The sequence below is a fragment of the Blastococcus sp. SYSU DS0552 genome, assembly GCF_054050815.1.
Window position 1 is genome coordinate 213,486 of sequence record NZ_JBJHAB010000001.1, and the last position, 26,713, is coordinate 240,198.

22 protein-coding genes are annotated in these 26,713 nt (G+C 74.5%); 12 read left to right on the plus strand and 10 right to left on the minus strand.

Annotated features, from left to right (window positions below):
• Positions 1-3 precede the first annotated feature (3 nt).
• Positions 4-690 carry a dihydroxyacetone kinase subunit DhaL gene (dhaL, locus tag ACI8AG_RS01055; protein ID WP_456595575.1) on the plus strand — a complete coding sequence of 229 codons (687 nt, stop codon included), beginning with the start codon at positions 4-6 and terminating at the stop codon, positions 688-690.
• Complete coding sequence (gene ptsP, locus ACI8AG_RS01060) at positions 687-3,209, plus strand: phosphoenolpyruvate--protein phosphotransferase (protein WP_456595576.1); 2,523 nt, start codon at positions 687-689, stop codon at positions 3,207-3,209. The genes dhaL and ptsP overlap by 4 nt, the downstream gene beginning before the upstream one ends.
• 64 nt (positions 3,210-3,273) lie before the next feature.
• On the opposite strand, the gene ACI8AG_RS01065 is transcribed toward ptsP, so the two are convergent.
• Both ACI8AG_RS01065 and ACI8AG_RS01070 read right to left on the minus strand, forming a co-directional pair.
• A complete protein-coding gene (locus ACI8AG_RS01065; protein WP_456595577.1) occupies positions 3,274-3,729 on the minus strand; it encodes a hypothetical protein in 456 nt (151 codons plus the stop codon).
• Between the two features lie 141 nt (positions 3,730-3,870).
• Positions 3,871-4,587 (minus strand): M15 family metallopeptidase, encoded by a 717-nt coding sequence (locus ACI8AG_RS01070; protein WP_456595578.1) that lies wholly within the window; start codon positions 4,585-4,587, stop codon positions 3,871-3,873.
• A gap of 88 nt (positions 4,588-4,675) precedes the next feature.
• Between ACI8AG_RS01070 and ACI8AG_RS01075 the strand changes: the two genes are divergently transcribed.
• From ACI8AG_RS01075 to ACI8AG_RS01085, 3 genes are all read left to right on the plus strand, one after another.
• Positions 4,676-5,371 (plus strand): response regulator transcription factor, encoded by a 696-nt coding sequence (locus tag ACI8AG_RS01075; protein WP_456595579.1) that lies wholly within the window; start codon positions 4,676-4,678, stop codon positions 5,369-5,371.
• On the plus strand, positions 5,364-6,488 hold the full coding sequence (locus tag ACI8AG_RS01080) for a sensor histidine kinase (RefSeq protein WP_456595580.1): 1,125 nt from the start codon (positions 5,364-5,366) through the stop codon (positions 6,486-6,488). Before ACI8AG_RS01075 ends, ACI8AG_RS01080 begins: the two co-directional genes overlap by 8 nt.
• Before the next feature lie 263 nt (positions 6,489-6,751).
• Positions 6,752-8,191: a sodium/glutamate symporter gene (locus ACI8AG_RS01085; RefSeq protein WP_456595581.1), complete on the plus strand. Its 1,440-nt coding sequence runs from the start codon at positions 6,752-6,754 to the stop codon at positions 8,189-8,191.
• A gap of 18 nt (positions 8,192-8,209) precedes the next feature.
• On the opposite strand, the gene ACI8AG_RS01090 is transcribed toward ACI8AG_RS01085, so the two are convergent.
• From ACI8AG_RS01090 to ACI8AG_RS01115, 6 genes are all read right to left on the minus strand, one after another.
• Positions 8,210-9,238, minus strand: a complete 1,029-nt coding sequence (locus tag ACI8AG_RS01090) for an NAD-dependent epimerase/dehydratase family protein (protein WP_456595582.1) — start codon at positions 9,236-9,238, stop codon at positions 8,210-8,212.
• Positions 9,208-11,817: an alpha/beta fold hydrolase gene (locus ACI8AG_RS01095; protein ID WP_456595583.1), complete on the minus strand. Its 2,610-nt coding sequence runs from the start codon at positions 11,815-11,817 to the stop codon at positions 9,208-9,210. The genes ACI8AG_RS01090 and ACI8AG_RS01095 overlap by 31 nt, the downstream gene beginning before the upstream one ends.
• Entirely contained in the window at positions 11,814-12,881 is a 1,068-nt protein-coding gene (locus ACI8AG_RS01100) for a 3-oxoacyl-ACP synthase III (RefSeq protein WP_456595584.1), read from the minus strand. Before ACI8AG_RS01100 ends, ACI8AG_RS01095 begins: the two co-directional genes overlap by 4 nt.
• Positions 12,882-13,269: 388 nt before the next feature.
• Positions 13,270-14,388 (minus strand): ScyD/ScyE family protein, encoded by a 1,119-nt coding sequence (locus ACI8AG_RS01105; RefSeq protein WP_456595585.1) that lies wholly within the window; start codon positions 14,386-14,388, stop codon positions 13,270-13,272.
• A 447-nt stretch (positions 14,389-14,835) separates the two neighbouring features.
• On the minus strand, positions 14,836-17,031 hold the full coding sequence (locus ACI8AG_RS01110; protein WP_456595586.1) for an MMPL family transporter: 2,196 nt from the start codon (positions 17,029-17,031) through the stop codon (positions 14,836-14,838).
• 5 nt (positions 17,032-17,036) lie between these two features.
• The gene (locus tag ACI8AG_RS01115) at positions 17,037-17,642 is read right to left on the minus strand and encodes a TetR/AcrR family transcriptional regulator (protein WP_456595587.1); all 606 of its coding nucleotides are present in this window, start codon (positions 17,640-17,642) and stop codon (positions 17,037-17,039) included.
• Positions 17,643-17,812: 170 nt separating this feature from the next.
• Between ACI8AG_RS01115 and ACI8AG_RS01120 the strand changes: the two genes are divergently transcribed.
• The gene (locus tag ACI8AG_RS01120) at positions 17,813-18,337 is read left to right on the plus strand and encodes a hypothetical protein (RefSeq protein ID WP_456595588.1); all 525 of its coding nucleotides are present in this window, start codon (positions 17,813-17,815) and stop codon (positions 18,335-18,337) included.
• Between the two features lie 132 nt (positions 18,338-18,469).
• On the opposite strand, the gene ACI8AG_RS01125 is transcribed toward ACI8AG_RS01120, so the two are convergent.
• Together ACI8AG_RS01125 and ACI8AG_RS01130 are read right to left on the minus strand one after the other, a co-directional pair.
• Positions 18,470-21,037, minus strand: coding sequence for an ATP-binding protein (locus ACI8AG_RS01125; protein WP_456595589.1), 2,568 nt, complete (start codon positions 21,035-21,037; stop codon positions 18,470-18,472).
• Positions 21,038-21,125: 88 nt separating this feature from the next.
• Positions 21,126-21,923, minus strand: a complete 798-nt coding sequence (locus ACI8AG_RS01130) for a MerR family transcriptional regulator (protein WP_456595590.1) — start codon at positions 21,921-21,923, stop codon at positions 21,126-21,128.
• Positions 21,924-22,001: 78 nt separating this feature from the next.
• Here ACI8AG_RS01130 and ACI8AG_RS01135 point away from each other — a divergent pair, with 78 nt between their 5' ends.
• The 6 genes from ACI8AG_RS01135 (at position 22,002) to ACI8AG_RS01160 (ending at position 26,381) form a co-directional block, all read left to right on the plus strand.
• The gene (locus ACI8AG_RS01135) at positions 22,002-22,355 is read left to right on the plus strand and encodes a nuclear transport factor 2 family protein (RefSeq protein WP_456595591.1); all 354 of its coding nucleotides are present in this window, start codon (positions 22,002-22,004) and stop codon (positions 22,353-22,355) included.
• Positions 22,356-22,767: 412 nt separating this feature from the next.
• A complete protein-coding gene (locus tag ACI8AG_RS01140) occupies positions 22,768-22,956 on the plus strand; it encodes a hypothetical protein (RefSeq protein WP_456595592.1) in 189 nt (62 codons plus the stop codon).
• A gap of 151 nt (positions 22,957-23,107) precedes the next feature.
• On the plus strand, positions 23,108-23,431 hold the full coding sequence (locus ACI8AG_RS01145; protein WP_456595725.1) for an ATP-binding protein: 324 nt from the start codon (positions 23,108-23,110) through the stop codon (positions 23,429-23,431).
• The gene (locus ACI8AG_RS01150) at positions 23,428-24,177 is read left to right on the plus strand and encodes an alpha/beta fold hydrolase (RefSeq protein WP_456595593.1); all 750 of its coding nucleotides are present in this window, start codon (positions 23,428-23,430) and stop codon (positions 24,175-24,177) included. The genes ACI8AG_RS01145 and ACI8AG_RS01150 overlap by 4 nt, the downstream gene beginning before the upstream one ends.
• A 105-nt stretch (positions 24,178-24,282) precedes the next feature.
• Positions 24,283-24,933: a trimeric intracellular cation channel family protein gene (locus ACI8AG_RS01155; RefSeq protein ID WP_456595594.1), complete on the plus strand. Its 651-nt coding sequence runs from the start codon at positions 24,283-24,285 to the stop codon at positions 24,931-24,933.
• A gap of 488 nt (positions 24,934-25,421) precedes the next feature.
• Positions 25,422-26,381 carry a VanZ family protein gene (locus tag ACI8AG_RS01160; RefSeq protein WP_456595726.1) on the plus strand — a complete coding sequence of 320 codons (960 nt, stop codon included), beginning with the start codon at positions 25,422-25,424 and terminating at the stop codon, positions 26,379-26,381.
• Positions 26,382-26,713: the final 332 nt, after the last annotated feature.

The following is a 26,713-nucleotide window of genomic DNA, read 5'->3' on the forward strand; positions in this document are numbered from 1 at the left end:
CCGATGGCTGACGGCATGACGACGGGCGACCTGGCGGACTGGGTCCGGGCCTTCGCTCGGCTCGTCGACGAGAACAAGGACCTGCTCACGGAGCTCGACGCGGCGATCGGCGACGCCGACCACGGCGCCAACATGCACCGCGGGATGACCGCGGTGGTGACTGCGCTCGACGAGGGCGCGGCCACCACGCCGGGCGCCTTGTTCAAGAAGGTCGGCATGACGTTGGTGTCGACCGTCGGCGGGGCGAGCGGCCCGCTGTACGGAACCTTCTTCCTCCGGTTCGGCGGAGCCGTCGGGGACGCCGAACCGGTGGACCCCGACGGTTTCGCCGCCGGGCTGCGCGCGGGGCTCGAGGGGGTGGTGGCCCGTGGCAAGGCGGAGGCGCAGGACAAGACCATGTACGACGCCCTGGCCCCGGCGGTCGACGCACTGGAGGCGGCGCTGGCCGACGGCCAGCCGTGGGGCACCGCGTTGCAGCGGGCGTCGGCGGGTGCGGCCGCGGGGCGGGACGCGACGATCCCGATGCCGGCCCGCAAGGGCCGGGCCAGCTATCTCGGCGAGCGGAGCGCCGGGCACCAGGACCCCGGCGCGACCAGTGCGGCGCTGCTCGTCGCCGCGGCGGCGACGGCCCTGGGTGGCGTCCAGAATCCGGTGGCGGCCGGGCCGGCCGACGGGACGCCCTGCGGATGACGGCGTCCAGCGGTGGCGGAGCGCAGGGCGTCGGGATCGTGGTCGTCTCGCACAGCCGGGCCCTGGCCACGGCCGCCGTCGCGCTGGCGACGGAGATGGTGCACGGCGCCGAGCCCCGAATCGCGGTCGCGGCCGGGCTCGGCGACACGACCTTCGGCACGGACGCCGTCCAGATCGCCGCAGCCATCCAGCGCGTCGACGGCGACGCCGGCGTGGTGGTCCTCATGGACCTCGGCAGCGCGGTGCTCAGCGCGGAGATGGCGCTGGAGCTGCTGGACGACGACGTCGTCCGGGACCGCGTGACGCTCTGCCCGGCACCGCTGGTCGAGGGGCTCGTGGTCGCGGCGGTCGCGGCTGCCGGTGGCGCATCCCGGCAGGAGGTCGCCGCCGAGGCCCGGGCGGCGCTCCTGGCGAAGACCGGGCACCTGGGTGCCGACGACGAACCCGGAGGCCCGGCCCGCGGGGAGGACGGGACCGGTGTCACCGCCACCTTCACCGTCGAGAACCTTCACGGGCTCCACGCCCGGCCCGCGGCCCGGCTGGTCGCGGAGGTGCGCCGGCTGGACGCCGCGGTGACGCTGCGCAACCTCACGGCGGGCGGAGCGGTGGTCCCGGCGGCCAGCCTCAGCCGGGTGGCGACGCTGGGTGCGCTCCAGGGGCACGTCGTCGAGGTGGCGGCGACCGGACGGCAGGCGCGCGCCGCGGTGGACCGCCTGCTGGCGCTGGCCGCACGCCGCTTCGACGAGGTGGACGACGTCGGCGAGGCCGCCCCGTCCGGTGACGCGCCGCCCGCGCCGGGAACACCGTTGCCCGCGGGCCCGGGGATCGGGATCGGCCCCGCCCGCCGGCTGCCCACGTGGTCGCCGCCGCCCACCGACCGACCAGCCGGTCCCCCCGCCGCCGAGTGGCGACGGCTGACCGAGGCCGTGGCCGACGTCCGCCGGGAGGTCGAGCGGCTCCGCGACGGCGCGCTGCAGAGCGCCGGAGCGGCGGCGGCCGGGATCTTCGAGGCCCACCTGCTGCTGCTCGACGACGCGGAGCTGCTGGGGGAGGCGCGGTCGCGGATCGACGCCGGCACCTCCGCGCCGGCCGCCTGGGAGGCGGCGGTCGGCACGGTGGAGCAGGGCTGGCTCACGCTGCCCGACCCCTACCTGCGCGGTCGGGCAGCGGACGTCCGGGCGGTGGGGGAGCAGGTGCTGCGCGCGCTGGGCGGTGCCACCGCGGCGGTGCCGGTGGCGGTGGACGGCGTCCTGCTCGACCGGGACCTGACCCCGGCGCAGGCTGCGGCGCTCGACCCGCGCACCGTGCGCGGTGTCGTCCTCGCCGGGGGGAGCGCCACCTCGCACGCGAGCATCCTGCTGCGCTCGCTGGGCATCCCCGCGGTCGTGGCCGCCGGCCCGGCGGTCCTCGACGTGGCCGAGGGCACGGTGGTCGTCGTCGACGGTGCGGCCGGGCGGGTGGTCGTGGATCCGGCCCCCGAGGCCCTCGAGGAGTACCGGCGCGAGGCGGCCCGCCTCGCCGAGCAGGCGGAGCGTTCGGCGGCCGAGGCGACCCGCCCGGCGATCACCGCGGACGGCGTCCGGGTGGAGGTGGCGGCCAACCTCGCGTCCGTCGCCGACGCCCGTGCCGCGGCGGCGACCGGAGCCGACGGCGCCGGCCTGGTCCGGACCGAGCTGGTCTTCGTCGATCGGGACCGCCCGCCGTCCGTGGCGGAGCAGGAGCGGGAGTACCGCGCGATGGCGGAGGCGTTCGACGGCCATCCCATCACGATCCGGACCCTCGACGTCGGCGGCGACAAGCCGCTGCGCTACCTCCGGCAGCCCTCCGAGGCGAACCCCTATCTCGGCCTGCGGGGCCTGCGCCTCTCGCTCGCGCGGCCGGAGCTGTTCGTCGAGCAGTTGACCGCGATCTGCGAGGTCGCGCGCCATGCGCCGGTCAACGTCCTGTTCCCCATGGTGACGGCCGTCGACGAGCTGATCACGGCACGGCAGCTGCTCGACCGGGCGGCCGGCCCGGAGGGGCTGCCGAGCTCCCTGCGGATCGGGATCATGGTGGAGGTGCCGGCGGCGGCGCTGACCGTCGGGGCGTTCCTGCCGTACCTGGACTTCGTCAGCATCGGGACGAACGACCTCACGCAGTACGCGCTCGCCGTCGAACGCGGGAACCCGGCCGTGGCGCCGCTGGCCGATCCGCTCCACCCGGCCGTTCTGCGCCTCATCGGCGAGGTGGGCAGCCGGGCGGCCGGTCGGGCTCCCGTCGCTGTGTGCGGCGAGATGGCAGCTGATCCGCTGGCCGTCCCCCTGCTGCTCGGCCTGGGTGTGACGGAGCTCAGCGTCGCGGGCGCCGCCGTGCCGCGCGTGAAGGCGGCGGTGCGGGCACTGGCCCTGCGCGCGTGCGACGAGGTGGCGAAGGAGTGCCTCGAGGTGGGGACCGTCGAGGAGGTCCGTCAGCTGCTCGCCGACCGCGCGCAGGCCCTGCGACCGGCCGGAGCGGTGGCGCCGTACGTCCGTCCCACGTGAGGGTGGATCCCGGGCCGGCAGCGCGTCGCTCGCGGGGTCGTCCCGCCGACGACGGCTCGTCCCGTCAGGGCGTGTCCGGTGACGACGGGAACAACCAGAGCACGCTCGACAGCGCCCCGTACACCACGGCCGGGCCGGTGTGCGGCAGTCGCTTCCCGGCCGCCGCCCGTGCCTCGCCGCGGCGGAACATCCACCGCTCCGCGGTCAGCTGCGCGCCGACCCCCGCGGCGAGTGCGGCGGCCACGGACCCGGCGATGACGGCCTTGCTGCGGGCGGGCAGCGAACGGAGTGCCTGCGCCGGGGTGACCGCGCCGTCGGGCTCCTGCCCAGCGGGGGCGGTGCGCCGCGTCGCCCGCAGGTCGGGGACCGACGCCGCGAAGGCGACGGCCGTGAGCCCGGCCTTCGCCCAGCCGCGGGTCGTGCGCGAGGGGATGAAGTCCGGCGTGGCGTAGTACAGGGCGGTTGCCGCCCCGCCGACCAGGGCGGCAAGGGCTCGGGATGAGGTGGACCGCGTGTTCACCCGGCCATCCTCTCGTGCGCGAGCGGCCGCAACAACGCAGTTGGGCGCAGCTGCCGGCATCAGCGTCAGGGACGACTTCCCGCCGGCGCGGCGACCGCGGCTCGACGTCGGCGCTCGTCACCGAGCCGGACGGAGCCCCGGTCACTGCTGCATCCGCGGATCGTGGGTGGGGTCGGCGTACGGCCTGGGGCAGCCGTCGTCGACGGCCCGGGGGCGCAGCTCGTAGTGCCAGGGCTCGTTGCGGTAGGTCTGGCACAGCCCGTACCGCGCCCCGTGCTCGGCCAGCCACGCCCGTGCCTCGGAGGGGCCGACGTCGACCGCGTCCCCGGACACGTGGGCGGAGGTCTCCGCCGTGGCCACCCATCGGGCAGCCTCCTCCTCCGAGCCGTACTCGGTGACGGCCTCGCGGAGCAGCTGCTCCTGGTACGCAGGGGAACGCCAGCCGCTGGTGACGGTGAACCCGACCCCGTCACCCGCGGCAGCCGCCGCTGCCCTGCGGAGGGCGCCGAGGAGATCGGCATCGAGGTTGGCCACGGCCGGGAACTCGCCGTCGAAGACCGTCACACCGTCGGGCACGACGCCGTCGTCGACCGTCACGCCGAGCGGCCGGGGACGGTCGGGCGCATCCGGGTTGTGACGCAGGTCGGGGGACGGCGAACCGCTCCGGACGTCGTCGTCGGGGACTGCTCGCTCCTCCCCGTCCGTCCGGACGACGGGTGCTGCCGACGAGGACGGGGCTGCCACCCCCTGGTACCCGAGGATCCCTCCGACGATCGCGGCGATGGGCAGTACCAGGACGACTGCGATGGTCGATCGGGCCCGCCCGGCTCTCGTTCGTACGTGGTCGCTGTGGGACATGCCTGCAGTCAAGGCAGGGTTCCGTTGCCACCACGTACGCGTTTCTCGATATGCCGGCGATACGTGCTCGTTCTCTAGCCTCGGCAGCGTGCGCGTGCTGATCGTCGAGGACGAACCGTTGCTGGCAGGAGCCATCCGCGATGGGCTGCGTCTGGAAGCGATCGCGTCCGACGTCGCCGGGGACGGCGAGACCGCGCTCGAACTGCTGGGCGTGAACGCCTACGACATCGCGGTCCTCGACCGCGACATCCCCGGGCCGTCCGGTGACGAGATCGCCGCGCACATCGTCGCGTCGGGCAGCGGCATGCCGATCCTGATGCTCACCGCTGCCGACCGGCTCGACGACAAGGCGTCCGGGTTCGAGCTCGGCGCCGACGACTACCTCACCAAGCCGTTCCAGCTCAGGGAGCTGGTCCTGCGGCTCCGAGCACTCGACCGCCGGCGAGCGCACAACCGGCCGCCCGTGCGGGAGATCGCGGGTCTGCGGCTGGATCCGTTCCGGCGCGAGGTCTACCGGGACGGCCGGTACGTCGCGCTGACCAGGAAGCAGTTCGCCGTGCTCGAGGTCCTCGTCGCCGCCGAAGGGGGCGTCGTCAGCGCCGAGGAGCTGCTGGAGCGCGCGTGGGACGAGAACGCGGACCCCTTCACCAACGCTGTCCGGATCACCGTCTCGGCGTTGCGCAAGCGCCTCGGCGAACCGTGGCTCATCGCCACCGTTCCGGGCGTCGGGTACCGGATCGACACAGCACCGGGCACGGCACCCGGGGGAGGGGACCATGGCTAGGGCCCCCGGTCCGAGTGCCCGCCTCAAGCTCACTCTCAGCTATGCCGGCTTCCTCGTGCTCGCGGGGGCGCTGCTCCTGGCGGTCGTGTGGGTGTTCCTGCTGCGCTACGTGCCCGACGGCGTGCTCGTCACCTCCGGCCGGCCGGGACGCCAACCGGGGCTCTTCGTCCCGAACCGGTCGGACCTCGTGCGCGCTTTCGTCCCGCGCGCGGCCGCTGCGCTGGCGTTCCTGCTCGTGCTGGGTCTCGCGGGAGGGTGGTTCCTCGCCGGCCGGATGCTCGCCCCGCTGCGCCGCATCACGGAGGCCACCCGCACGGCGGCGACCGGGTCGCTCTCCCACCGCATCCGGCTGCCGGGCCGTCAGGACGAGTTCCGGGAGCTCGCCGACGCCTTCGACGGGATGCTCGCGCGGCTCGAGGCGCACGTCGCCGAACAGCAGAGGTTCGCGGCCAACGCCTCTCACGAGCTGCGCACCCCGCTGGCGATCACGCAGACCTTGCTGGAGGTCGCCCGCAAGGACCCGGACCGCGACCCGGCCGAGCTCGTCGACCGCCTCCACGACGTCAACGCCCGGGCGATCGACCTCACGGACGCACTCCTGCTGCTCAGCCGCACCGAGGGAGGATCCTTCCCCCGGGAACGCGTCGACCTCTCGCTCGTGGCCGAGGAAGCCACCGAGACGCTCCTGCCGCTCGCGGAGAAGCACGGCGTCACGATCGAGACCTCCGCGGACGCCGCCCCCACGGTCGGATCACCGTCGCTCCTGCTGCAGATGGCGACGAACCTCCTGCACAACGCCGTGGTCCACAACCTCCCCGAGCGGGGCACGGTGCGGATCACAACCGGCGCCCGCTCCGGGACGGCGGTGCTCACCGTGGAGAACACCGGCGAGGAGATCGATCCGGAGCTGGTCTCGACGCTCTCCGAGCCGTTCCGGCGCGGCACCGAGCGCATCCGCTCCGACCACGCGGGCGTGGGCCTCGGCCTGGCGATCGTCCAGGGCATCGTGCGGGCGCACGGCGGAACGCTGACCATCGTCGCGCGCCCGGCCGGCGGTCTCCGCGTCGTGGCGGAGCTGCCTGCGGCCCGCGAACCGGGAGACGTCCCACCACCCTGAGGGCATGGGCCGCGCGGTGGCCGAACCGCCTCGTGACCGACTGCCCACGTCACGGCGCCGGTCATGGCCGCGGCGGCGCAGCGGACGGCCGCCGCCGCGGCGATCGACGTCGACCTGATCCTCGACGACGCCCGGGCACAGGCCGCAGCCGGTGCGCCGGAACCGGTTGTCGCCGGATACCGGAGCCGCCATGGTGGACGGCACCCGGCGGGGACCGGCCGGCGCGACCGGTCCCCGGGACGGCCTGACCTGACGGAGGCAGCGTGTCCCCTGACGTCATCGGACTCAGCCTGCTGGTGCTGGGCGTCCTGCTCCTGGTCGCCAAACTCGTCCGGATCCGGTCACGCATCGCCCAGAAGCTCTTCCTCCCCAGCTCGATCATCGGCGGGTTCCTCGCCCTGCTCATCGGCCCCGAGGTGGTCGGCTCGGTGGCCGAGGCGATCGGCGGGGAGGACGCGCCGCTGAGCGGCGGACTGTGGCCGGCCGAGTTCCTCGAGGTCTGGGCGTCGCTGCCGGGCCTGCTGATCTCGGTCGTCTTCGCGACCCTGTTCCTCGGCGAGCGGATCCCCAAGGTGAAGGAGGCCGCCGAGCTCGCCGGGCCGCAGCTGGCCCTCGGCGTCACCATGGCGTCGGGCCAGTACGTGATCGGGTTGCTGCTGGCCGTCCTGCTGCTCGTGCCGTTCCTCGGCCAGGACCCCATGGTCGGCGCGCTCATCGAGGTGGGGTTCGAGGGCGGCCACGGCACGGCCGCAGGCCTGGGCACCACCTTCGCCGACCTGGGCTTCCCGGAGGCGCAGGACCTGGCGCTGGGCCTGGCCACGGTGGGCGTCGTCTCCGGCGTCGTCGTCGGCATCGCGCTGATCAACTGGGGGGTGCACACCGGCCGCGCCCAGGTGCTGGAGGGCGACGCGAAGACGTCGCTGGCCGAGCAGCGCGGGCTCTACGAGCGGGAGGAGCAGCCGCCCGCCGCGCTGATGACGGTGCGCACCGCCTCGGTCGAGCCGCTGGCCATCCACTTCGCGATCGTCGCCGTGGCGATCCTCATCGGCCTCGGCCTGCTCGAGGCGCTCCAGGCTCTCGAGGCGGCGCTGTGGGCCGACACCGTCGAGCTCTTCGAGTTCGTGCCGCTGTTCCCGCTGGCGATGATCGGCGGGGTGCTGGTGCAGAAGTTCGTCGACCGGTTCGACCGGACCGGCATCGTCGACCGGCGGATGATGCTGCGCATCCAGGGGATCGCCCTCGACCTGCTGATCATCAGCGCCCTCGCCACGCTGTCCATCCAGGCGATCGCGGACAACTGGGTGACGTTCCTCCTCCTCGCCGTCGCCGGCCTCTCGTGGAACGTGGGCGCCTTCGTCTTCCTGGCGCGCCGGATGATCCCGCGCTTCTGGTTCGAGCGCGGTATCGGCGACCTGGGGCAGTCCCTCGGCGTCACGGCCACCGGCCTGATCCTGATCCGGGTCGCCGACCCCAACGCCGCCACCCCGGCGATGGAGGCCTTCGGTTACAAGCAGCTGGCCTTCGAGCCCTTCTTCGGCGGCGGACTGGTCACCGCGGCGTCGCTCCCGCTGATCGCCCAGTTCGGGCCGGTGCCGCTGCTGATCGCCATGTCGGTCCTGCTGGTCCTGTCGCTGGGGACGGGCATCCTGTGGTTCGGACGGCGGACCCCGGCCCAGGAGGAGGCGCGTTCCCCGGACGGTTGACGGCCGGAGCGTCCGGCGTCAGGCGGGTAGGACTGCGTCGTCCGGAGCCGTGTGCCGATCGCCGTACCAGGCGGCCAGCCGGGCGAAGCCCTCGTCGAGGCCGACCTCCGGCCGCCAGCCGAGCGCGGTCCGGGTCCGCCGCTGGTCGAACCAGTGCGCCGTCGTCAGCTGCTCGGTGAGGAACCGGGTCAGGGGAGGGGTCGACCGGCGGCCGAGCGCTGACCAGGTCCTCTCCACCGCGGCGCCGGCCAGCCAGGCGGCGTGCGCCGGCACCCGACCCCGGGGTCCGGGCACGCCGGCTGCCGAGCACAGCCGTCGCAGGATCTCGGCCACCGTGCGGGGCTCACCGTTGGAGACCACCAGCGCCTCTCCGTGGACGGGCCCGCACGCGTCGACCCCTGCCACGAGGGCGGCAGCGGCGTCGTCGACGTACGTGGTGTCGATCAGGGCCGCGCCGGAACCGATGAGCGGGAGGCGGCCGCTGCCGGCCCGGGCGACGATCCGCGCCACGAGCTGCTCGTCGCCCGGGCCCCACACCAGGTGCGGGCGGAGGACCAGCACCGCGAGGGCAGCCGAGTCCGCGCCGAGCGCAACCTGCTCGGCCAGCGCCTTGGACCTCGAGTAGGCGCCACGCGCCCGGGCCGGGTCGGCCGGCCCTGCCCCGGCCCCGAACAGGGGTGCCCCGGCGTGCGAGACCGAGGGGGAGGAGACGTGCACCAGCCGCTGGACGCCCGCGGCGGAGCAGGCGGCGACGACGTTCCGCGTGCCCTCGACGTTGGCCCGGGCGTACTCCTCCCAGGTCCCGGTCACGTCCACCTTCGCGGCGAGGTGGACGACGGCGTCCTGCCCCGCGGCCGCCCGTGCCACCACGGAGGGGTCGGCGATGTCCCCGAGCACCTCGGCGCAGGGCAGGCCCGAGGGACGGCGCTGGAAGACCGTCACCTCGTCGCCCCGCGCGATCAGGCGCTGGGCCGTGACCCGGCCGAGCATCCCGCTCGCGCCGGTGACCAGCACCTTCACGAGGTTCCGCCGCTCCGGGTCGCCCATCGCACCGGCGAGCCGGAGAGGACCCGGGTCGCCCGGCGCGCCAGTGCCGCCCGGTCGACCTTCGACTGGTGCCGGATGTCGACCGGCAGCGCCTTCGTCTCGAGCACGGCGGCGAGGTCCGTCCCGGCCGCGTTCCGGACCCGGTCGGCGAGCTCGACCGACGCCACGGTCAGCCGCTCGGCACCGGCTGCCACCCGGAGGCGGGAGCGCCGTCGCCCGGGGGCGGCGCTGGGCACGACGACGGCGACGGCCACCTGCGCGCCTGCCGGGCCGACGCCGACGACCGCCGCGGCGGAGACGGCGTCCAGCCGCTCGATCCGCTGCTCCGGGCCGACCGGGGTCAGCGGCCCCTCCGCGGTGCTGATCACGTGCGCCAGCCGACCCTCGATCCAGAGCCGTCCCGCGCCGTCCAGGTGCCCGACGTCCCCGGTGCGGTGCCATCCGGGATCGCGGGCGGCGGATCGCTCGGTGGCCCACAGCGCGTCGTAGCGGTCCTTCACGTGGGGGGCGCGCACGCAGACCTCGCCGGGAACGTGGGGCGCCTCGGTGAGCGGGCCGTCGGCCGCGCCCAGCGGGGAGAGCGGGCTGACGCGGATCTCGACACCGGGCACCGGGCGGCCGACGCAGACGCCGTTCCCCGGCCCGGCGGCCTCGACGTCGTCCAGGGAGACGTCGGTGACCGGGAGCGCCTCGGTCATGCCGTACGGCGTGTGCGCCTCGGCCCGCGGGAACGTCTCCCGGAGGGAGTGCAGCAGCGGGGTCGGCACGGGTGCGCCGGCCGACATGAGCAGCCGGACCCGGCTCAGCGCCGAGCGCTGCTCCGCGGTGAGCTGTTCGGTGGTGTCGGCGACGCGGCGCAGGGCGGCCGGTGCGGCGAAGACCACCGTGGCGTCCACGGCGGCCGCCGCGTCGGCCAGCTTCGCGGCGGTCAGCGTGCCGGGCGCCGTGACGTCGATGTCGGGCACGGACGACGCGATCCCGAGCCCCGGTCCGAGGATCGAGAAGGGGGCGAACGCGGCCACCAGCGAGTCGCCCGGCGTGAGGCGGTAGGCGGTCCTGACCAGCTCCAGCTGGGCGCCGACCTGGCGCTGCGTGTAGACCACACCCTTGGCGGGGCCGGTGGCCCCGGAGGTGAAGACGACCGCGCAGTCCGAGTCCGCCGGGACCTCCTCGGGCGCGGCCGACGACCGGCCGAGGGCCTCCAGCGAGGCCAGGTCGCGCTCGGCGCCGAGGGCCCGGCGCAGCCGGGCCGTCGTCCGCCCCGCGACGATGCGCGTCCCGGCCAGCCCCATCGCCCTGGCGGCCGCCAGGCCGGCGGGGCCGCCCAGGACGTGGTCCGGCGCCGCTCCCCGGAGCGCGCGGCGCATGCCCCGGAAGCCGAGTCCCTTGTCGGCGACCACGATGACGGCGCCCGCGTGCCAGGTGGCGTAGACCGCTGCCGTCAGGTCCGCCGACGGTTCCAGCAGGAGCGCCACCCGATCTCCTGGACGGACACCGGCCGCCGCCAGCCCGGCGGCGAGGTCGGCGACCCGGCGGGCCAGCTCCGCCCAGGTGACCGAGTCCCCGCCGGTCTCCACGACGGCCGGGGAGTCGTCCTCGGCGCGGGCGGCCAGGGCCGCCCAGGGCCGGGCCGGCTCCACCGCCGTGCCGCGGCTGCCCACGGCCGCGGTGTCCGGTGCGGCGAAGGTGTCGGTCACCCAGGTGGCCACCGCCTCGGCGTACTGGGGCGCGTCCTCGGGGAGGAGGTGGGAGGCGCCCTCGTAGCGGTGCACCGCCGCCCGGGGCAGGCGCTCGCGCAGGTCGGCCAGGTACTTCTCGCCGAAGACCGGGTCACGAGGACCCCACAGGAGGAGCGCGGGGACGTCGAGGGTGCGGATGCCCACGGCGATCGCCTCCTGCGCCGCACGGGAGGGGTGGCCCGGCCGGAAGGGGATGTCGGCGACGAACTCGCCCACGGCCCGGCGCCGCGCGGCCGTCGGGTAGGGCTGCGCGTAGGCCCGGCGGATCTCCCGGGGCAGCGGCGGCCACGACAGCGCCGTCGCCCCGCGGACGAACACCGAGCTGCCGACGGTGACGGCGGCGCGCAGGCCCGGCGCGTGCGCCAGCCGGATCAGCGCGGGCCCCAGGTCGCCCTCCGGCATGGCGACGGCGGTGTTGGTGAGGACCACGCCGCGCACGTCCTGCCGGTGCTCGAGCGCCCAGCCGAGGGAGATGATGCCGCCCCAGTCGTGGGCCACCGTGACGACCGGGCCGGTGACGCCCAGCGCGGCGGTGAGGTCCCCGAGATCGGCCACCCGCTGGGTCAGGGTCCGCGGCGCGGCCGGCCGCTCGGACCAGCCCATGCCCAGCTGGTCGGGGGCCACGACTCGCCACCCCGGCGGAGCGGCGGCGACCATCCGGCGCCAGAGGTAGGACCAGGTGGGGTTGCCGTGCACGCAGAGCAGGGTGCCGACCGGGTCGGGCACACCGTTGTCGAGCACGTGCCACAGGTGCTTCTCGCCGTCCGCACCGGGAACGGCGACCCACCGCGACCAGGACGGGTCCAGGCCCGGCAGCTGGACCGTCGCACCGGCTGTCACCAGGCGATCTCCAGGCAGCAGGCGTTCAGGCCCGAGCCGATCCCCATCAGCAGCACGCGGTCGCCGTCGGCCAGGGTGTCGGCCTGCCCCGCCAGCGTGAACGGCACCGACGCGGGGCCCAGGTTGCCGCGGGTGGGGAAGGTCGTGGGCACCCGTGCCCGGTCGATGCCGAACCGGTCGCACAGGGCCCCGGTGTGCACCTTGGAGACCTGGTGGATGACGTAGCGGTCCATGCCCCGGGCCCAGTCGAACTCGTCCGCCGCGTCCGCCCACAGCTCACCGGAGAGTTCGAGGCCGGCGGCGAGGAGGCCCTTGAGGTCGGTCTGCATGCCGTCGTTGTCGCCGGTGCACAGCTGGTGGTGCTCGGTCCCGGCCCGGCTCACCGAACCGACGAGCCGGTGGCCCTCGGGGTGCCGGTCGGCCCGGCCGAGCACCATGGCCACGGCGCCGGAGCCGAGGGTGAGGGTCGCGAAGTGGCCCATCACGTCCTTGGCCACGGTGTCCGGCCGGTTGAGCAGGTCGATGGTGCGCTCCTGCACGGGTCGCGCGTCCTCGCCGTTGACGACGAGCGCGTACTCGACCATCCCGACGTCGATCATCGCCGCGGCCAGCTCCATGCCGTTGATGAAGCCCAGGCAGGCGTTGGTGACGTCGAAGTTCTGGCAGGAGCTCGGCAGCCCGAGGGCGTCGTGCACGGCGACGGCCGTCGACGGCTCGAGGTGCTTGCGGCTGACCGACGTGTTGACCATCAAGCCGATGTGCGCGGGGTCGACCCCGCTCTCGCTGATCGCCTTGGCGCCCGCGGTGGCGGCGCCGTCGACGAACGACACCCCGTCGGCCCACCAGCGGCGCTCCTCGATGCCCGCGAGCCGCTGCAACAGCCCGGGGCGCAGCCCGACGCGCCGGTAGGTGTCACCCAGCCGTTCGTCGAACTCGGCCGACGTGACGATCTGGGTCGCGTCCACCGTCTGCACGGTGAGGATCGCGGTGTTGCTGAATCGGTGTGTGGCGTTGCCGTTCATCAGGTCCACTCGTGAGGTGCGGCGGGCGGCCGCCGTCCTCATGCGCCACCCTCGTCCGGCGCGCTTACCCGTCGGGGCGACAGGTACACCGGCCGGGCCGTCGGCACCAGCATCGCAGCCGGACCGGGCCGGGGGGAGGGGGCGGTCACCGACGCAACCGCCGTGCTCGCTCGTGGGCTGGCGTGCCGGCCTGCGGACGAGGGGGGCCGATCGGCGAGGCAGAGGGCCGCGAGCAGGTGGCCGTGCCGGTCCGGGCCGACGACGTCGACGAGCGCCCAGCCGCGTCTCGGTCGGTGGCGTGGGACACGAGGACCTCCGGTCGTGGGTGGATGCCGTCGCCGGCTCCGGTCCACGTCCGGAGGTCCTCACCGAACAGGATCAGTCGATCCGTGCCGTCACACGCCTGGATCGACGTCTCCGGCCGGGTTCGCTAGAACGACCGCTTGGTCAGCCGCCAGACCTGCCCGTCGCTGTCCGGGGCACCGGTTCCCGTGCCGGGGGAGAGCGAGTTCACCGCCACGAACACGTTCCCGAGCCGGTCGGCGACCACGCCCGCCGGCGAAGGCGCGGGCAGCGTGGCCCGTGCGCCGTTCCTCGGCACCAGGACCACCTGGCCGGTCCCGGCATCGCCGCCGCGCAGCTCGCTGACGTACAGGTTGCCTGCCGGGTCCTGTGCGGCACCGGTGACGCCGGTGAAGCCGGTCCAGGTCTGCTGGATCGACCCGGTGCGCCGGTCCAGCTCCCAGACCCGGCCGGCCTCCGGAACCAGCGACCCGAGGCCCCCCACGATGATGTCCCCGTCCCGGCTGAAGGTGAGCGATGTCGGAACCGGGTCGCAGGAGAAGCTGCCGTCCTGGTTGGGCCGGGTGTCACAGGCGCCACCGGTGATGGTGGGCAGGACGGCGAACACGCTGATCCTGCCGCGCCTGTCCACGGCGAGGATGTCGTTGCCGGCGGCGTCGGCCACCAGCACCCGGTCGCCGATGTCGAGCACCGCGTACGGGTTCGACTCGACCCCCTGGCCGTCCGGGTCGTGCGCCGCCTCGAAGGCACGGATGTCGGCGACGACCGAGGCCGGCCGGCCCGCCGTCGCGCGCAGCAGCTTGCCCTCCTGCTCCTCCGGCAGCCCGGTGATGCCGTCCGGGACGTCGACGTCCTTGGCGATGTAGATCTGACCGAGGGAGCGCGCGCTCGCTGCGTCGTTACCGGTCGCGGCGATCCCGGACGGACCGGCCTCGGACAGCAGCCCGGTCACCACACGCTCCGCGGTGACCCCGACGGCCTTGCCCGGATGCCGCACGATGCTGACCGCCCCGGTGGTGCCGACGCACACCTCGTCCCCGTCCACGACGGCACAGTCGTCGCCCCCGGTTCCGGACTCCGCGATGACGAGGATCCCGTTCTCCGTCATGTCCAGCTGTCGGGGGTTGTCCAGGTGCCGCGCCACCGGAACCGGCGCCGTGCCCGGCGGAGCGGCAGCGGCGGGACTGATCATCAGCGTCGTGGTCGCCAGACCGGCGGTGACCGCTGCACACGCGAGACGTTTCATCTTTTCCCCTAGCGAGTCGATGACCACGGCCGCCGGTACGACCCGGCGAGTGGCGCCGAACTTGGCAGGGCGCCCCGGGGCCGTCAACCAGTAGCTGCGTCATGCGCTCGGGAAGAACTGGCTGGCCAGAGTGCCGTTCCGCAGAACGCCGTGTGGCTGCTGGTCGTGGCGGCCCGTCCTGATCGCCGTGCAGGCGGACGTCGATCGACGAAGGCGGCCTCGAGCCGGCTGCGGTCGAACGTGATCGCTTGGTCGAGCGGTGGTCCACCGGCCTAAGGTCTCGGAGGCCGTCCTCCCAGCGGAAGTCCGACCACGAGATCTCGCCGCCTCCGACCCGGAGGATGCGGTGAGCGCACCGCACGCCAGATCTTCGTCCACGTGACACAGGAGCAGTGGAGTGCGCCAGGGGCGAGATCCTCGCTCGGGCGTCGGGCCGGCACCGCTCGATCAGCCGCTTCCGAGGGCTACCTGCCGTGGCTCCTCTTGCCCCGGCAGGGCAGCCCTCTCCAGCGCGCTCCCCTCGACGTCCAGCCGGGGCAGCCAGCGCAGCCAGCTCGGCAGCCACCAGGCCAGCTCGCCCAGCGCCGCCAGGGCGGCCGGCACCAGCACCATCCGGACCGCGAAGGCGTCGACGGCGATGCCGACCGCCAGGGTGAAAGCGAGCTGCTTGATGGTCGCGTCGATGTCGGTGAAGAAGCCGGCGAAGACCGCGAACATGATGAGAGCGGCGGCCACCACGACCGGGGCCGCTTGCCGGAACCCGGTCCTGATCGCGTCGACCGCCCGGGCCCCGCGGCTGTGCGCCTCGTGCATTCGGGAGACGAGGAAGATCTGGTAGTCCATCGCCAGCCCGAACAGGATGCCGATCGCCATGATCGGAACGAGGCTCATCAGCGGACCGGGGCCGGGCGTGCCGAGGATGCCGGCGAACCAGCCCCACAGGAACACCGCGACCGAGGCCCCCAGCGAGGCGCCGACGGTGAGCACGAAACCCAGCACGCCGACCAGCGGGACCAGCAGCGAGCGGAACACCAGGACGAGCAGCAGGAGGTCGAGGCCCACCGCCAACGCCAGGTAGACAGGCAGGGCGGCGTCGAGGGCGTCGGCGACGTCGACGCTGACCGCCGTTGCGCCGGTGACGTAGGCCTGCGCGTCGGCCAGCCCGTCCAGCTCGTCGCGCAGGTCGGCGACGAGCTGCTCGGTGGCCTGGCTGGTCGGGCTGGACTCGGAGATGACGGTGAGCAGGGCGGCGGTGCCGTCGGCGTTCGGTACCGGCGTGGAGACACCGGCCACGTCGTCGAGCCCGGCGATGCTGCTGCCGGCCCGGGTGGCGGCGCCGGCAGCGTCGTCGCCTTCGAACAGGATGGTCAGCGGGCCGTTGAAGCCTTCGCCGAACCCCTCGGCGAGCAACTGGTCGGCGCGGGCCTGGGTGCTGTTCTCCGCCGGTCGCTCCAGCAGCGTCGTCTGCAGCGAGGGCAGCGGGATCGCGACTGCGCCGAGGGCAGCCACCGCCAGCAGCAGCGAGGCGACCCGGTGCCGGGTGACCGTGCCGACCCAGCCGGCCAGGAAACCCCGCCCGCGGTCCGGGACCGGCCGGCCGTCGGTTGCCTGCGCGGCCTGCCGCTGCCTCCTGGGCAGGGCACGCCAGCCGAAGAACCCGAGCACGGCGGGCACGAGGGTGAGGGCGACCAGGGCGGCGATGGCCACGGTTCCGGCTCCTGCGACGCCCATCTCGGTCAGGAACGGGATGCCCACCACGGACAGGCCGAGGAGCGCGCTCACCACGGTGCAGGCGGCGGTGACCACCGCCGACCCGGCGGTGCCCACGGCGGTAGCGATCGCCGCACCGGGCTCGAGGCCGCGTCGTAGCTCCTGGCGATACCGGCTGATGACGAGCAACGCGTAGTCGATGCCCACGGCCAGGCCGAGCATGGTCGCCAGGCCCGACGTGGTGGAGGTCAACTCGAGGAACCCGCTGACGATCGCCAGGCCCACCAGGGCAGCGCCGACGCCGACGCCGGCGGTGAGCAGGTTCATGCCAGCCAGGGCGAGGGAGCCGTAGGTGATGGTCAGGACGACCAGGGCGGCCAGGGCACCCACCAGCTCCCCGATGCCACCGCCCTGTGATTCCTCGGTGAACTCCTCTCCGTCGATCTCGACGGCGAGCCCGGAGGCACGGGCGTCGTCGATGGCCTCGAGCAGGGGGTCCAGCTGCTCAGCGGTGATCTGGCCCTCCGGGACCTCATAGGTCACCGTGCTGAAGGCGATAGTCCCGTCCGCGCTCATCGCCGGTACGGCCTCGTCCAGAGGATCGCCGGCCGCGGCGACCCCCGGTAGCCGCCTGAGCTCGGCGGTCAGCTCCTGCAGCGCGGCGGTGTTCTCCGCTGTGGTGAGGGTCTCGCCCTGCGGGGCTGCGATGACCACACGAGCGGTGGCGCGGTCGGCCGCCGCCCCGAAGCTCTCGCGGACCTTCTCCTGGGCAACTGTCGACTCCTGGCCGGGGATCGAGAAGGTGTTGGTCGTTTCCCCGGAGACGGCGGCGGCGGCGGCACCGCCGCCGACCAGCACCACCAGCCAGACCCCGAGCACCGCGAGCCGACGACGGTGAAGGAACCCGCCGAGACGGGACAACAGAAGAGCCATGCCGGTCAGGCCTCCGTCTGGTCGAGCGCAGAGGGAGTAGGGGCGCCAGGGCTGCGGTGACCGAGCGCGTCGTAGGTGGCGTCGATGACGTGAGCACGCCAGGTGGCTGCCTCGTCGAGTTCTTGGGCGGCGAGCGTGGCCACCAGGAGGCCGCCGAGCGCCGTCATGACCCGCGCCAGGCGCTCCCGGTCCTCCGGCACGCTGTCGATGCCGAAGATCGACAACGTGGTCGGCGGGGGGCTCTCCGGTGCGGTGGCCGGGAGGTCGTTGACCTGGCTCGCGATGCCACTGAGGCCGAGGCTCACGATGCCGGGGCTCTCCATGGCCATGTCGACCAGCACCTCCACCGCCCGCCGGTCACGCTCGGCCCCCAGTGGCATGTCCCCGACGACGTCGAGCGCCTCGCGGGTCCGCGCGTCGGCGGTGGCGAGGACCGCATCGATCAGCGCTTCCTTGCTCGGGAAGTGGTGCAGCAACCCGGCCTTGGAGTAGCCGACGGCCAGGGCGATGGCCTGCAGGGAGGTCCCGGCGACCCCGTGTCGGGCGACCAGTCCTGCGGCGCGGTCGACGATCTGGGTGTCGATCTGGGCTCGGGACGGGCGAACACTCATGGGAGGATTCTCGACCGAGTCGGTCGGCGAATCAACCGACTCGGTCGAAAATCGACCAAATCGGTCGGTGCCGCTGGGTGGCTGCGACGTGATGCACGAGGCGGTCGCCCATGCCTGCGCTGCGATCCCGACATGGGATGGGTTCGGGTTTCGGCCGTCAGACTGCTGCCATGAGCGCCTCTCAGAACGGCGGTGAGTGGTTTCCCAGCGAGTCGACGACGCCGTTCCTCGAGCAAGCCAGGCGCGTCGCCCCTTCTCAGCTCGACCAGCTCGTCCGACCGGTCGACACCTGGGGGATGGCTGAGCCCATCGGCCCCTTGCTCGCCGTCGACGTCCCCGACGTCCCCGACGGCGAGGTCCCGGTCATCAACAACCACGTCTACGTGCGGTGGGGCGGCCAGCTCCTGGGTGGCTACTGGGGGTGTTCTCACGTGTGGGACGACTTCGACGAGCGCGACGAAGAGGCGCTCGTCGTGTCCGGCGCCACCATGACGGATGCGGAGGCAGCGACGCGGGCCGTCACCTGGCTCGCGCAGCAGCTCAGCCGACCACTCGACCTGGAGGTCTGGCGAGCGGGGCGCTTCGTCCTCGGGCGCCGCTGGGTGCTGGCGGACACGCGTACGGCCCTTGGAGCGAGGGGATGCCGCTGGGGCTCTCCCAGCTCCGTCACACGGCTACGTCCTGACCAGCGGTGACCACCGCACAGGACGAGGCAGGGCGCCCAGGACGTGCGCGCTCGGTACGTTCGGCGCTGGCGCGAACCAGTGGTCCTGTTCCGAGGGGCGACGTGCTACATCCACCAACGGCTCCGACTCGTTGGCTGAGCGTCACCCGCCCGGACGCAGGTAGTCGCGGGCGAGGTCCAGCACCTCCGCCAGGGCCAGTCGGCCGCCCGCGGCGAACAGCTCGTCGAACCGCGCAGATCCGGCTGCCGCGCGCACGGCGTCCGCCAGGTCGCCGTCCCCGCGCATCGACGCGTACACCCGCAGCCCTGCCCGACGGCGCAGGCCGTCGGTCGCACCGGCGAGCAGCCCGGCCCGCTCGGTGTCCCCGTCGGCGAGGGACAACGCGGAAGCACCCGCAAGCGCCAGGCAGAGGCAGTGCGTGCTCTGCCCGGACACGCTGAGGTCGAGCGCGTCGGACAGAAGGGCGCGGGCCTCCTCGAGGTGGCCCCGGCCCGTCGCGAGCCCGGCCAGGACCACCCGCGAGACGGCAGCCAGCCACGGGGTGTCGAAGCGACCCGCCAGGTCGTGCGCCTCGGCGACGAGCTCCTGGGCGCCGTCGGCATCGCCGAGGGCGGCCTCCACGGATCCGGCGGTCACGAGCGCCAACCCTGTCCACATCGGCTCGTCGAGAGCGCGCAGCCGGTCGAGGGCGGTGCGCAACCCCCGCCGGGCGCCGTCCAGGTCGCGGACGAGCGTCGCGGCCCAGGAGAGGAGCAGGGGCGACACGGCGGACAGGTACGGGTCCTCGAGCTCGCCGAGCAGCGTGGCCAGCCGCTCGCTGGTCGCCCGGACGGCCGACGTGTCTCCGACCTCCAGGGCGGAGAGCAGGGCCGTGCTCAGCAGCTCCGCGCGCGACACTGCCGGCAGGGCGTCCTCGGTCGGCAGCAGCTCGGCCACCCAGGAGCGCGCCTCACCGATGATCATGTCCCCGAGGCCCAGGAACGGCCAGAGGACCCGGAACGGCGACAGCTCCCGGAACAGGCGGGGGAGCGGTGCCGGATGGTGGGCCAGGTGCCAGCGCACCGCGGTCACGATGTTGTCGCTCTCCCGGACGAGGATCTCGGCGCACGCCCGCTGGCGGAAGCCGCGCAGCGGCCGATCGGCGCTCTCGGCGAGCTCCCGGTAGTGCTCGGCGTGGCGGCGACGCACCTCGTCGACGTCGGGACGCGCCGCCAGCCGTTCGGCGACGAAGGCGCGCACGGGGTGCAGCATCCGGGGTCGCGGCCCCGTGGGCCTCGCGGCCACGTGGATGAGACTGTGGCGGGCCAGGCTCTCGGTCAGGTCCAGCGCCCGGTCCTCGTCGAGGTCGGCGACGCGGGCGGCGGCCGCGAGGGTCCAGCCGTCGGCGAAGACCGCCAGCACCTCGAGCAGGGACCGCTCGGCATCGTCGAGCATGCCGATGCTCCACTCCACCGCTGCGCGGAGGGTCCGCTGCCGCTCCGGGAGATCGGCCGTGCCCGTGCCCAGCGTGTCGAGGGAACGGGAGAGCCGGCTCAGCACGGTGACCGGGTCGAGGAGCTGCACGCGGGCGGCGGCCAGTTCGATGGCCAGCGGCAGGCCCTCCAGGCGGCGGCAGATCTCCACGACGGCCGGGGCGCCTTCCGCGGTCAGCTCGAAGTCCGGGCGAACCGCCCGGGCGCGCTCCAGGAACAGCCGCACCGCCGGGTTCTCCGCCACGTCCGGCAGGTCCGCCGTCTCCGGGACCGGCAGCGGGGGAACCGGGTACGCCTGCTCGGCCTGCACCCCCAGCACGGTCCGGCTGGTCGCGAGCACCGCGAGGCCGGGGCACCGGGTCAGCAGCTCGGCCAGCTCCGGGCCGGCTGCGACCAGGCGCTCGAGGTTGTCGAGGACGAGCAGCCACCGGTCGCCCCCGAGGAGGTCGGCCAGGGCGGGCACCGGCGACGTCGCGCCGGCGAGATCGGCGCCCAGGGCCCAGCCGATGCGCCCCACGACGGCGGCTGGGTCGGTCAGCTCGGCGAGCGGGACGAAGACGGTGCCGGCGTCGAACCGGTCGCGCAGCTGCTCGGCGGTGGCCAGCGCCAGGCGGGTCTTGCCGATCCCGCCCGGGCCGGTGAGGGTGACCCACCGTCGGCCGGGACGGGAGAGCAGGTCCGCGACCTCCTCGACGGCCTGCTGCCGGCCGACGAGCGACGTCGTGCTGACCGGGAGGGGGTCGGGGGTCAGGAGGGACCGGGGGACGGCGCCTCCTGACCGCGTGGCCGGCGGCACCGGAGCAGCCGGTGACGTCGCCGCGGCGGTGAACCGCTCGCTCAGCAGCTGGGCGAGGTCGTCACGGACCAGCCGGCCCAGTTCGGCGGGGGTCCGGAACGGACGGTAGGTCGCCTCCTGCTGGATCCGGCGGACCAGCTGTGCCAGGCGCGGATCGCGGTCGGGAGCGGGTGCCTTCAGGTACAGCAGCCGCGGCATCCCACGGGAGAGCTCGAACTCCTCCTCCAGACCGGAGACGTCCAGGCCCGGGACGAGCTGGCCGTACCGCTCCCAGTAGATGCCGAGGAAGACGTCGCTCTGCGCCAGGTAGGCCCGGTACACCTCGCCGGGCGGGCGCGCGTGCGCGCCCGCCTCGAACATCACGGAGGTGAGCCGCAGCGCGGCGATGGCGCGGGAGACGGCTCGGCGCTCGGCCGCCAGCTCGCCCAGGGTCGAGCTCACGAAGACGCGGAGCCGCTGGTCTGGTGTCCGGATGCCCGGCATGGGGCAGGCCTCTCGTGGAACGTGGATCAGGGATGGGCAGCGACCATCAGCGCGGCGCCACGCGGAAGACCGGCCAGCCGATCTCCGTCTGCCACGCGGACGGGTCGGCCGTGTCGCGCGGGCCGACCAGGTAGCTCTCCCGCACCGGCCCGGCCACCGCCAGAGCGTTGGCCACCACCCAGGCGCCCAGTTCGCCGTAGGTGACGTCGATGTCGTCGTGCGGGCCGACGTGGGTGGTCACGGCGAGCTCGACGGCCGGCAGGGTTACCGGGTGCACCCGGCCCCGGTGCGGGGGGTGAGGGGTCGGCAGGTACACGAGCACGTGGCCGCGGCCGCTCTCGAACAGGGCGTTGTCGCTCAGGGTGCCCGGGGCACCGGTCGGCCCCTCGACCGCTGCGTCCAGCTCGGCCATGGCCCCGGCGTACCAGGCGAGGACCTCGTCGTGCGCCACCTCGTCCTCCACGGCGGCCACCGTCGTGGCCGCGACCGAGCGCAACTCCACCTGCAGCGGGGCCGGCGCCGGACGCAGCAGCCGGCGCAGCGACGCCACCGCGGCCCGGGTCCGGTCGAGCTCGGACTCGAGTCGCTCCAGGTGGTCGGCGATCAAGCGGGCGCGGGTGCGCGGATCGGGGGAGAGCAGGATCCGCTGGACGTCGGTCAGGGGGACGTCGAGCTCGCGCAGGCGGTGGATGACCTGTGCGGTCGGGATCTGGTCCGCGGTGTAGTACCGGTAGCCGCTCGCGGGGTCCACCGTCGCCGGCTCCAGCAGGCCTGCGTCGTGGTACCGGCGCAGGGTGCGCACGCTCAGGTGGGTCAGCCGGGAGAACTCGCCGATCGCCAGCACGGGTGCACTCTGCGCCCTCTCCCGGGGGGAGAGTCCAGCGCTGGACCCGCCCGTGCCGGGAGGCCGCACGGTCGAGGCATGACCGAGACGACCAGCATCCGGCCCGACCAGCTCCCCGCTCCGATCCGCGGCTACCTTGCTGCGCACGAGGCCCACGACGCGGATGCCGCGCTGCGCGCCTTCACGCCCACCGCGGTGGTCGTCGACGACGGCACGACCTACCGCGGGACCGAGGAGATCCAGCGCTTCCTCTCCAGGGCCGGAGCCGAGTTCACGTACACCACCGCGCTCGTCGGTGCGCAGCGCGTCGACAGCGCGCACTGGATCGCCGTCAACCACCTGGAGGGCGACTTCCCGGGTGGCGTCGTCGATCTCGGCTACCGCTTCACGATGGACGGCGACCGCATCGCCGAACTCGTCATCGCGCCGTGACGACCGGGTCCGGGCAGTCACGCCTCGGCGCCCCGGTCCCCGTAGCATGTCTCGATGTCGTCGTCGGTGGTGGTCGTGCCCATGGCGGGGCCTCTCCGTCTCCGTCGGGGTCCGCGGAGGGGATGGCTCCGTCGGACGTGGTGAGGGAGTCGACGCTCCTCGGGGGCGGGCCGGCTCCGCATCCGTCATGTGACCGGGCTCTGTGCGGTTCTCGGTCGGCCGGCTGGGCCGTGGCCTCGTCGCGATCCCGACGCGGGCTCTCGACGCGGCCGCCGGTGACGAGCGCGCGGCTGGACCAGCCACGGCGAAGGCGTGTGCTGGGGCCGCCCTCGCCTCGCGGGCCGGGTGCGCAGGCCGACGATCGGTCATCTGACGGATGTGCGTGCCCCGGCGCGCGGCGAGCGTTCCCGACATGACCTCGGACCGGGACGACCCGACCACGACCTCGCAGAGCAGGGAGCCGGCCTCGCTCATCGCAGTCCGCCAGCTGGCCGCGGAGCGACGGCAGCTCCGCAACGGCGACGACCGCCTCCACTCGGCCGCCCGCATCCGGGCCGCCCGACGGCGGCACCCCGTCGGGCGGGACGAGACGGGGCGGTGACCCACCGGATGTGCGGCCGCGGGCGCCCCCACATCCGAGCCGGAGATTTCCGGATCCGACCTCTACCCGAATGCCCCCACGCGCAACGACCTGCCGTCGTCGAGGTGATCGCACGGCAGCCGGACGGTGGTGGACGCTGATGGGCGCGGACATGACGACGGCCGGCCTGGTGGGCCGGGACGTGGAGATCGAGGCGCTCGATCGGCTGCTCCGCGACGTGCGGCACCGCGGCGCCGCCGTCCTCGTCCGTGGGGCACCCGGGATCGGCAAGTCCGCCCTCCTGCACCACGTGTGCGAGGCCGCGGCCCAGCGCCGGCCGGGTGCTGCGGGCCGCGATCGGTCCGGTCCACCGTCGGTGCGACGGTCATCTGACGTACGCGACGAGGGGGCACCGCTTCCTACGGTCGATGCATCAGCGCTGAGGCGGCCACCCCGGGCCGTTCCGGTCGCTGCGGATCGAGAGGAACGACGATGACCATCGACACCGACGAGCACCGGCCGGCCCAGGAGAAGCCCACCGTGGTGCTCGTGCACGGCGCCTTCGCGGAGTCCGCGAGCTGGAACGGGGTGATCGAGCAGCTCAGGAGCGACGGCTATCCGGTCATCGCCGCGGCCAACCCGCTCCGAGGCCTGCGCGACGACGCCGACCAGCTGCGCAGCATCCTCGACCAGGTGCGCGGCCCGATCGTGGTGGCCGGCCACTCCTACGGCGGCTCGGTGATGAGCGTGGCTGCCGCCGGGCACCCCGGCGTCCGGGCGCTCGTCTACGTGGGCAGCTTCCTGCTGGAGGAAGGGGAGAGCACCGGGGAGCTGGCCGGGAAGTTCCCCGGCAACGAGCTGGGCTCGGCGCTGGACTCCGTCCCCGTCCCCGACGGGCGCGGCGGCACGGTGACCGACCTGTACATCCAGCCGGACAAGTTCCGCCAGGTGTTCGCCGCGGACGTCCCCCCGGAGGTGGCCGAGCTGATGATCGCGACGCAGCGGCCCATCACCAGCGAGGCGCTCGAGGAGAAGGCAACGGCGGCGGCCTGGCGGACGATCCCGTCCTGGACCCTGATCACCCGGCAGGACCTCGCGGTCCCGGCCGAGGCGCAGCTCTTCATGGCGCAGCGCGCGCGGTCCACGACGGTCGAGGTCGACGCCTCCCACGCCGTCGCCGTGTCCCGGCCCGGTGCGGTCGCCGACCTGATCGTCGAGGCCGCCCGCGCGACGGCCGGCTGAGACGCCGGACCACGACCGTCCCGACCGCTCCGGGGTCCAGCTGACGGAGCGGGCTCGGGACGGTCGGCGCCGGCGCCACCCAGCCGCCAGGAGGTCGGTGACGACATGCAGATCCTCGACCTGATCGGCGTCTTCGCCTTCGCGGTCTCCGGCGCCCTGATGGCGATCGGCCGCGACTACGACGTCGTGGGCATCGCGATCCTGGCGGTGGTCACCGCACTGGGCGGCGGGATCGTCCGGGACCTCGTGCTCGGCGACACGCCGCCTCCGGCGTTCAGCAGGTGGCAGTACCTGGTCGTGGCCCTGGCGGCGGCTGCGGTCACCTCCGTCGCCCACCCCTGGCTCGCGCGGCTGAGCAGGCCGCTGCTCGTCTTCGACGCGGCGGGCCTGGGGCTCTTCTGCGTCGCGGGGACCGAGAAGGCGCTCGACCACGGCCTCGCGCCCGTGGCGGCCGCCCTGCTCGGGGTCACGACCGCCGTGGGCGGCGGCGTGCTCCGCGACGTCCTCTCCCGTGAGACCCCGGCGCTGTTCCGGGCGGACTCCGAGCTCTACGCGGTGCCGGCGGTGGTCGGGGCGCTCGTCGTCGGCGTCGCCTCGACGTTCGACGCCGACGGCCCGGCGCTGGGCGCGGGGGTCGCCGCCGCGATCTTCGTCGTCCGCGTGCTCGCCCTGCAGCGCCACTGGCGCGGTCCGCGGGCGCGCGGGCGGCGGTCCCCGGTCGGCTCGCCCCCGGTGGGCGGACCGCCACTTCCGTGACGCAACGAGGGCACTACCGCGATGCCGAGCGGTACGACGGGGACCCGCCCGTTGGCCAAGCCCCCACCGGGCGGTCACCGCGCTGCCGGTCCCGGGCCCGGAGGTCCCCGCCCGGCGCCGGCAGCAGCGCCCCGCCGAGGAACCGGGCCGTGACGTGCTGCCGGGTGGCGCCCAGGGCACGGCGCGGACCTGTCTCCCGCCGGCGCTCGATGACCGAGACCGGTTGCGCGCGCGTTCGCAGGCATCGACACGTCGGCGACAGCTGCCGCGCGCATATCGCGGGCGTATGCCGAATCGAAGACGTCGTGGCAACAACCGGCCGACTGCACTGGGGTCCGTCCACCCGCACCGAGCCCGCGCCGGCCAGCCCGGCGGAGAGGAGTACGACCATGACGACCAGCCACCACCGTCCACCTGCCGGCGAAGCGGGCGCGACGCCCCGGGCCCCGGTTCCGGGCCGACCGAGGGGGCGCCATCCAGGCTTGCTGGTGCTCGTGGCCGCCGCCGTGGTGCTCGCCGTCGCGGGCATCACGCTCGGTCCGGCCGAGGCCGTCGCTGGTGCCCGCCGGACCGTGCTGGCCGGCGTCGAGGCACTGTTCGCGCCCTGGCTGGACTCCGTTCCCCGGCGCCCGGTCGAGGTGCTGGCGAACGTGCTGCTGTTCGTCCCGGTGGGTGCGCTCGCCGCATGGGTCCTCCGGCGCCGGGGGCCGCTGCTGCCGCTGGCCCTCGGGGCTGCGGCGTCGGCGCTCATCGAGCTGGCGCAGGTCGCACTGCCCGGACGCATCCCCGACGTGGTCGACGTCGCCGCCAACGCAGTCGGCACGGTGCTCGGCATCGCGCTCGTCCGGGTGCACCTGGCGGCCCGGTCGCGACGTGCGCGGCGACGGCGACGGTGCGGGCCGCGCGCTGCGCTGGTCTGCGTTGCCATGCTCGTGGCATGGACCACCGGGTGCTCGGCAGCCGCACCGGACGGGTCCGCCGACGCGCCGGCACCGGGCGGGGGAGCCCCGACCGTCGCCGACGGGCTGGTCCCCGAGGGTGAGGAGCTCTCCCCGTTCGCCGACGTCCCGGCCATCACCGGCCTGGACAGCGAGCTGCGCACGGCCCTCCAGGACGCCGCCCGGGACGCGGCCGCCGACGGGGTGGACCTCCACGTGTCCAGTGGATGGCGCAGCGCTGCCCACCAGCAGTCGCTCTTCGAGGCGGCGGTCGCCCGGTACGGCAGCCCGGAGGCGGCCAGGGCGTACGTCCTGGGCCCGGATGAGTCCGAGCACGTTTCGGGCCGGGCGGTCGACATCGGCCCGACGGACGCGATGAGCTGGCTGGCTCAGCACGGGGCGGACTACGGCCTCTGCCAGACGTACGCCAACGAGATGTGGCACTTCGAGCTCACCGTCGAGCGCGGCGGCGAGTGCCCCGCGCCAGCACCCGACGCCAGCGGCGGCTGATCGGGTGCCGCCCGCCCGCGAGCCGGCCCGCGTGGTCGCGGCCCGGCAGCTCGCCGCCGAGGCGCCTGATCGCCGCCGCACGTCACCTCTGGGGACGACATCGCCCGGCGGATCGTCGCCGACGGCCACCGGAGCAGGACCCTCATCCGCGGGGCGGGGGGTCAGCGCCGAGTCGCTGCTGGAGCGGGCGTGGGACGAGAACGCCGCGACCCCACACCGCGATCGGAAGCCACCCACCGTGACCTGCCGACCAACCTGTCCGGGCGGTACAGCTGGCACGCGTGCACCCTCTCCCCCGGGGAGACTTCGAGTCTTGACCATCCCGCGCCGGG